The organism is Microcystis sp. LE19-195.1E (genome assembly GCF_027532095.1).
In the GTDB taxonomy this organism is placed as follows: Bacteria; Cyanobacteriota; Cyanobacteriia; order Cyanobacteriales; family Microcystaceae; genus Microcystis; species Microcystis aeruginosa.
In genome coordinates this window covers 1-7,967 of sequence record NZ_JAPZSZ010000301.1, presented here as the reverse complement: position 1 = coordinate 7,967, position 7,967 = coordinate 1, and the positions used below count along the sequence as shown (strand labels likewise).

The 7,967-nt window shown below is 42.3% G+C and carries 7 protein-coding genes and 1 pseudogene; 6 read left to right on the top strand and 2 right to left on the bottom strand.

The features are described from left to right. The 4 genes and pseudogenes from O9300_RS16710 to O9300_RS16695 all read left to right on the top strand — a co-directional run. A pseudogene (locus O9300_RS16710) lies at positions 1-259 on the top strand (Uma2 family endonuclease); the annotation flags it as partial. 287 nt (positions 260-546) lie between these two features. Then, a complete protein-coding gene (locus O9300_RS16705) occupies positions 547-1,686 on the top strand; it encodes a citrate synthase (RefSeq protein WP_002796663.1) in 1,140 nt (379 codons plus the stop codon). 418 nt (positions 1,687-2,104) lie between these two features. Beyond that, entirely contained in the window at positions 2,105-3,847 is a 1,743-nt protein-coding gene (locus O9300_RS16700; protein WP_287972847.1) for an ABC transporter substrate-binding protein, read from the top strand. Beyond that, complete coding sequence (locus O9300_RS16695) at positions 3,847-5,115, top strand: glycosyltransferase (RefSeq protein ID WP_287972846.1); 1,269 nt, start codon at positions 3,847-3,849, stop codon at positions 5,113-5,115. Before O9300_RS16700 ends, O9300_RS16695 begins: the two co-directional genes overlap by 1 nt. Before the next feature lie 262 nt (positions 5,116-5,377). Here O9300_RS16695 and O9300_RS16690 read toward each other — a convergent pair whose 3' ends face one another. Then, a complete protein-coding gene (locus tag O9300_RS16690) occupies positions 5,378-5,722 on the bottom strand; it encodes a DUF5615 family PIN-like protein (protein WP_002794977.1) in 345 nt (114 codons plus the stop codon). Then, positions 5,719-6,012 carry a DUF433 domain-containing protein gene (locus O9300_RS16685; RefSeq protein ID WP_002794978.1) on the bottom strand — a complete coding sequence of 98 codons (294 nt, stop codon included), beginning with the start codon at positions 6,010-6,012 and terminating at the stop codon, positions 5,719-5,721. Before O9300_RS16685 ends, O9300_RS16690 begins: the two co-directional genes overlap by 4 nt. Before the next feature lie 377 nt (positions 6,013-6,389). Here O9300_RS16685 and O9300_RS16680 point away from each other — a divergent pair, with 377 nt between their 5' ends. Then, on the top strand, positions 6,390-6,611 hold the full coding sequence (locus O9300_RS16680; protein ID WP_002755098.1) for a hypothetical protein: 222 nt from the start codon (positions 6,390-6,392) through the stop codon (positions 6,609-6,611). Positions 6,612-6,838: 227 nt separating this feature from the next. Next, positions 6,839-7,967 (top strand): RNA-guided endonuclease InsQ/TnpB family protein (locus O9300_RS16675; RefSeq protein ID WP_287972844.1); only part of this gene is annotated, 1,129 nt, incomplete at its 3' end.

Below are 7,967 nucleotides of genomic sequence, written 5' to 3'. Positions count from 1 at the left end.
TCGCTTGGGCATTCGTTTTCAATTGGCCCAACCAGAGTTACTCTTGTATTATCCCGATGGTCAACCTTTCACCAGTTACAACGAAGAACGACAACGGGCCGAAACGGAACGACAACGGGCCGAAACGGAACGACAACGGGCCGAAACGGAACGGCAACGGGCCGAAACGGAAAGTCAACGGGCGGAAGCGGAACGGCAACGGGCCGAACGATTGGCGGCAAAACTGCGGGAGTTAAATATTAATCCCGAAGAAACTTAAAAAAATTATCGATCGGCTCAATCGATCGAGATAGTCTCGCTACAATGAAAGTAGATAAATATCAAGTCCTCTAGCTAGAGTCGCAACAGTAAGCCCAGAAAAAATGCGCTAGGGCAGGGTTGACTAAATCGACGAAGCAATCGCTAAATAGGGGTAATTTCCGTCCACTTCTCCCCAATCCTGAACGGGAGAGGCAGAACCGAAGAATTTCTATAAAATTTCGGTAAGGGTGGAAAGATCAAGTAAGTTAGCGTTAGGGCTTAATCTTCGCCACGGAAAGTAGAACTATGACAGTTTGTGAATATCGGCCAGGTTTAGAAGGAATTCCCGCCGCCCAATCGAGTATCAGCTTTGTGGATGGGCAAAAGGGAATCTTAGAGTATCGGGGCATTCGGATTGAGGAACTCGCCGAAAAAAGTACCTTCCTCGAAACCGCCTATCTCCTTATCTGGGGTGTTCTGCCCACGGGGGCGGAACTGGACGAATTTGCCGATGAAATCCGTTATCATCGACGCATCAAGTACCGTATCGAAGACATGATGAAATGCTTCCCCGAAAAAGGCCACCCCATGGATGCGCTACAAACTTCGGCGGCGGCTTTAGGGTTATACTATGCCCGTCGAGCTTTGGATAATCCCGAATATATCCGTCAGGCAGTAGTCCGGCTATTAGCGAAAATCCCCACCATGGTGGCGGCGTTTCAATTAATTCGCAAAGGTAATCATCCCATTCAGCCCAACGATAGTCTTGATTATGCGGCCAATTTCCTCTATATGTTGACGGAAAGACGACCAACGGATTTAGCGGCGAAAGTTTTCGATGTCTGTTTGACCCTCCACGCCGAACATACCATGAATGCCTCGACTTTTTCGGCCATGGTGACGGCTTCCACTTTAACCGACCCCTACGGTGTCATCGCTTCAGCAGTGGGAACTCTCGCCGGCCCCCTCCACGGTGGGGCAAACGAGGAAGTATTGTTAATGTTAGAGGAAATCGGTTCGGTGGCTAATGTTCGTCCCTATGTGGAAAAATGTATCGCCAATAAACAAAAAGTTATGGGTTTTGGACACCGGGTATATAAAGTTAAGGATCCCCGGGCGACGATTTTACAAAATCTTGCCGAACAATTATTCGCGGAATTAGGTTCCGATGAATACTACGATATCGCCCTAGAATTAGAACAGGCAATGGTGGATATCTACGGCGAAAAAGGTATCTATCCTAATGTGGATTTCTATTCGGGATTGGTCTATCGGAAATTAGGCATCCCCAATGATTTATTTACCCCGATTTTTGCCATCTCCCGGGTGGCCGGTTGGTTGGCCCACTGGAAAGAACAATTAAATACTAACCGCATTTTCCGTCCTACCCAAATCTACACTGGAGAACACGAAGTCCCCTATACACCGATCGAACAACGTTCTTAGATTTTATCTCATATTTTTGATGGAAACACGGTTTCTCGCCTTTGTCAATCTTTTCTAGGCGAGATTTTTTGTCTCATTTCCTGTTATATTGATGGGGCAAGGAAACAGTCCAGCGGCTTTCAGCTTGGTCAGTTTCGGTGTATATAGGGTCTGCTGAAAAAGTTTTTCGGTGGGGGCAGGGTGTGGGGTGTGGGGTGTGGGGTGTGGGGTTTTACCGGTTTTGAGGTGGCCAATTACCTAATTTTTAGGGAAAAAGTCCAGGGATTTTCCCCCTGATCACTCCCATACCTGGTACTTTTTGATTGACAAAAAGTCTAAAAGTCTTACCCAACAAGGTTTTTAGATTTATTCAGCAAACCCTATATAGCAAGACAAGGTCTTTACTTCTAGATAGTCGGACAGAAAAATATTAAAGATTATGGTGAAATTTTGGCAGGGATTAACGGTATTTTTAATTTCTTGTTTATTGCTGATTTCCCTAACTGCTTGTGGTAATCAAGTTAGACGCAATCAAGTGGTCATATCGGTATTAAGTGACCCAAAAACCTTTAATGCTGTTTTATCGGCCGAATCCCCGAATATTTTTGGTTTAACCTACGAAGGACTATTAACAGAAAATCCCATTACTGGCAAAAAAGAACCGGTCTTAGCAGAATCTTGGACAATTTCCGATGATAATTTGAGCATTATTTTTACTATCAGAGAGGGTTTAAAATGGTCGGATAGTCAACCCTTAACCGTTGATGACGTGGTTTTTACCTATAAAGAATTATATCTAAATCCTGATATTCCTAACAACTACCGCGATAGTTTAAGAATAGGATTAAAAAAAGAATTTCCAGTTATCACTAAACTAGATAATCGCAGAATCGAATTTAAACTACCCGAACCTTTTGCTCCTTTTTTAGATGCTGTCAGTTCACCGATTTTACCTAAACACGCTTTAGAAAAAACTATTCAGAAAAAAAGCCCCGATGGTAGGTTAGAATTTCTCTCCACTTGGGGGTTAGATACTCCTCCCGATCAAATTGTTTTTAATGGTGCTTATAAACTAAAAGAATATATAACGGGACAAAGGATTATTTTTGAGAATAACCCTTACTATTGGAAAAAAGATGCCCAGGGACAACAATTACCTCATATAACTTCGGTAATTTGGGCAATTGTTGAATCTCAGGACACAACTTTACTACAATTTCGTTCGGGAAGTTTAGATTCTATTGGGGTAACTCCCGAATTTTTCTCCCTCTTAAAAACTGAAGAAGAAAGAGGAAATTTCACGATTTTTAATGGGGGACCTGCCTACGGAACCCAATTTATCGGTTTTAATCTCAATCAAGGAAAACGCGACGGAAAACCCCTAGTAGATCCGATTAAATCCCGTTGGTTTAATAACTTAAATTTCCGCCAAGCTATTGCCTACGGCATTAATCGTCAAAGAATGATTGATGATATCTATCGAGGATTGGGACAAGAACAAAACTCTTTTATTTCTATTCAATCGCCTTTTTACGATAAAACCCTGAAAGGTTACGATTACAATCCCGAAAAAGCCAAAGAATTATTATTAGAGGCGGGATTTAAGTATAATAGTGATAATCTGCTAGTCGATATCGATAATAATCCCGTTAGATTTAACCTGATTACTAATGCAGGAAATAAAATCAGGGAAGCTATTGGGGCGCAAATTAAAAATGATTTAGCCGCAATAGGAATTCAAGTGGATTTTCAAGCGATCGCTTTTAGCAATTTAGTTGATAAACTAAGTAATAGTCTAGATTGGGAAGCACATATTTTAGGTTTTACCGGCGATAATGAACCCCACGCCCCCAATATTTGGTATGTAGATGGAAATCTCCACGCTTTTAACCAACAACCTCAACCCGGCAGCCCGCCGATTCAAGGCTGGCAAGCGGCGGATTGGGAGAAAAAAATCGCCGATTTATACGTCAAAGGTTCCCAAGAATTAGACTTTGAGAAGCGCAAAGTTATCTATAATGAAATTCAACAACTTCAACAGGAATACGTCCCGTTTATTTATCTAGTTAATCCCCTCGCTTTGGGGGCTGTGCGTAACTGCTTTGAAGGAATACAATTCTCCGCCTTGGGTGGTGCATTCTGGAATCTAGAAGAATTAAAGAAAACCTGTGGAGGTGTTTAATGACTCATTTTGGCATTCTTTGTCCCACCGCTTCTGGACATATCAATCCTCTCCTACCTTTAGGAAAAGAGTTACAAAAACGCGGTCATAAAGTTACCTGTTTTCTAACTCTTGATGGTGAAGAAATGGTGCAAGCAGCCGGCTTAGATTTTCAGGCAATTGCACCTGACAAATATCCGAAAGGCACATCAGCCAAAAATTTAGCCGAAATTGGTCAATTACGGGGAACAGCAGCCGTCCGTCGCACGGTACAATCAGTGACTAATTCTACCGCTGCCCTCTTTGAAACTATCCCTCAAGAGATGCGTCGCTTGGGAATTGATGCCCTAATTGTCGATCAAGTCTCCCCCTCAGGAGGTACAATCGCAGAAAAATTAGCTATTCCCTTTGTCAGTTTTGCTGGGGCATTGGTTTTAAATCGTGACCCGCTTATTCCGCCCTTTATGACTACTTGGGACTATAATCCCTCATTTATCGGGGTTATTCGCAATAAAATTGGCTATAAACTCCTTGACTCTCTGACTCGTCCCCTGAATGAGTTAATCAACCGGCAACGTCAAGAATGGGGGTTAATTCCCTATCAAAACATCAATCAACGCTATTCACCCATCGCCCAAATTAGCCAACAACCTGCCGAATTCGAGTTTCCTCGGCAAAATTTACCCGCTCACTTTCACTTTACCGGCCCCTTTCACGATTCCTCCACCAGAAAAACGATTCCTTTTCCCTACGAAAAATTAACCGGACAACCCTTGATTTATGCTTCCCTCGGTACAATTCAAAATCGCCTACAATCGGCCTTTAATGCGATCGCCGAAGCCTGTGCCGATTTGCCGGTACAATTAGTTTTATCCTTGGGCAACACCGACTCTAACATTCAAATAACGACAAAAAACGCCCTAGTTGTTCCCTACGCTCCCCAATTAGAGCTTTTAACCAGAGCCTCTCTTACTATCACCCACGCAGGCTTAAATACTACCCTAGAATCCCTAGCGCAAGCTGTACCGATGGTGGCCATTCCCATCGCTAACGACCAACCGGGGGTATCTGCTCGGATAAAATGGTCGGGGACAGGGGAAGTGATTCCGATTTCCCGTCTAGAAGTTCCCCGTTTACGAAAGGCGATTGAAAAGGTCTTATCCTTCCCCAGTTACCGAGAAAATGCCCTGAGAATGCAAAAAGCACTACAGAAGACTGGAGGAGTGAAAATGGCCGCCGATATCGTCGAAAAGGCCATTTCTACCGGCCAACCCGTCCTATCGGTATAATGGCTAGGGTCTGCTAAAAAAGTTTTTCCTGGGGACAGGGTGTCGGGTGTCGGGTTTTAAAAACGTTATCGAAAACAATTGACAAAAATCGCCCTTTATAACCCGTCCATGGCCTAACACAAACCGAAGAACCATAAAGATTAGATTGAACATTTCTGGGATTTCTGTCTAACAGCAATGGTCAGCGGTGATGAATGAACTAGAACATCGCCGCTTCATCGTGTTAGCTGGCTTGTGCTTAGAGTGTAAGTTTGCGGAGAAATCATGCGTATAGTAACTGATTATTAATACTATCAACAGTCAACGTGTTGACTAAAACACCAACCCGTTGCACGACCTCGTAGGCAGTTTTCTGAGGGACAACAATAATTCCACAATGTTCTCTGCCTTCCTCTATGAATTGAAGATGCAATCGTTCAAAATCAACTCGGTTGTGGGTGACAAGACATCTACCTAAAGAAGCTGCAAATTCTAATTGTTCGCTGTCAGTTTTGCCCAAAGTTGACTGCTCAGGAACAGTGGTGACATCTAAACCACGAGAACGCAGAAGTGTTGCAACTAACGCCGACATATCTTCGTCCATGTAAAGCGAAGCAAATATGCTCATAGCTTACCCAAAGCTGCCTTTACAGAAGGATGCACCAACTCATCGGGGACTTGGTTACGTTCAATGTACTCGTTAATTTCTGCTTGATGATCCAAATAAAAACTCAAGGCATCGAACACTTGTGCTAAGGTCAAATGAGGTAAATGAGTTGGAATTTCCTCTGGCATCACACCTAATCGCCACAGACCTACGATTGCGCGAATAGATGTGCGAGTGCCTTCAATAATTGGCTCTCCACCTAAAATCTCATTGTTTCTGGTGACATAACGTGAAAGAGTGATAATCGTCATGGAATTAGGTCTCTTAGGGAAATCGCTAATTCTATTTTAGTCAGGGACAGACATGACTTGATCATGGCATCTAGTCGCTAGAGGCATCGTCGGCTAGATGTTTTTTCGGCAACTTAACCTAAGACTGGCTCTAATAGTTTGACTAGAGAAAAAAGAGGTGCGTTACATTTCATTAACTACCAGAGCGGCGTACTGCTACGCAGTGCCTTCGGCATCGCACTGACACAAACCGAAGAACCATAAAGATTAGATTGAACATTTCTGGGATTTCTCTCCAACGGCAAAGTTAGCCTGCTTTTGGGGCAGGGATTAGCGCAAAGGTGGTGTTATACTCAGACAAAGTGCAGAAAGTCAAAATCCGTAACTTTCTTGAATCCATGCTGACAACTACTCAATTTGCGCCCCTGCTAAAGCAATTGTCTTACTCCGATAAGCTCTTATTACTTAACTTTCTTGTAGCCGAGTTGCTCAAGGATTCTGGTATTGTACCGATGTCTATTGAAGATGATCTCCCTAGACAAGGTTTACATGACTCTTTTGAGGCTGCCGCCATTCTTGCTCAAGCATTAAAAGAGAAACAAGAATTGACTCATGGCTAATAAGGTAAGATTTGCTTTCACTGAGGTAGATTCTAGTCTTGGGGCATTAAGTGCGCTTCCTTATTTACCTATAATGTCGGCTTGAAGGAACCCTCGGTTTCACCTCGGAGATGAAAAGTTCCGCCAGCATAGAACAGCGAAGCACGACTAAGAATAACTCTAATCTATAGTTGCCAATTTAATTTTAGTATGCTAGAATAGTTTGCGTGGTAGGTCGATAACGCAAAATGTTTGTTTTAGAGTACAAGCTTAGAGGAAAACCATCTCAATATCAAGCCATTGATGAGGCTATTCGGACAGTCCAGTTTGTTCGGAATAAATGTCTTAGATATTGGGAAGACAATAAAGGTGTAGGACAAAAGGATGTATATAAATATGTCACTCAATTAAGAAGTGAATACCCTTTTGTTCAAGACCTTAACTCTACAGCTTGTCAACAGGCTTGCGAACGGACTTGGACTGCTATTCTTAGGTTCTATAACAATTGCCAGAACCAAATCGCTGGTAAAAAAGGCTATCCTAAATACTCTAAACGTACTCATTCTGTTGAGTTTAAAAAGTCAGGTTGGAAACTTAATCGAAATTCCAAGAGAATAACTTTCACTGATGGAAAAAACCTTGGGGAGTTAAAACTAATTGGTAGTCGAGACTTGTTTTATTTTCAAGAATGGCAAATTCAACGGATAAGAATAGTTAAAAGGGCTGATGGATATTATTGCCAGTTAATGCTAAAACTCGATGCTAGAGATATAACCCCACAATTAGAATCGACGGGTCATTGCCTAGGATTAGATATGGGGTTAAAATATCTTTATGCTGACAGCAACGGGAATACAGTAGAGCCTCCTAAGTATTATCGAAAAGCCGAGAAGCGTCTTAATAAACTGAATAGAAGAAAGTCGAAAAAGTTTAAGAGAGGACAAAAGCAGTCTAATAACTACAAAAAAGCTAGTCAAAAATACGCCAAGGGACATTTAAAAGTAAGTAGGCAACGAGAAGAGTTTGCTAAAAAATTGGCACTCCGTTTAATTCAGTCAAACGACTTGATAGCTTACGAAGATTTAAAAGTCAAGAACCTTGTGCGTAATCGAAAACTAGCCAAGAGTATCAATGATGCTGGTTGGTCGCAATTAAGAAAATGGATAGAGTATTTTGGTATTAAATACGGCCGATTAACTATTGCAGTTAATCGGGCCTATACAAGTCAAGAATGCCTTAATTGTGGTCGGTTAATCCAAAAGTCTCTATCAGTTAGAACTCATGTTTGTTCCTGCGGATATGTGGAAGATAGGGACAAAATGGCGGCATTAAATATACTCAAAAAAGCTACGATAGGGCATATCGGAAGCTGGTCGT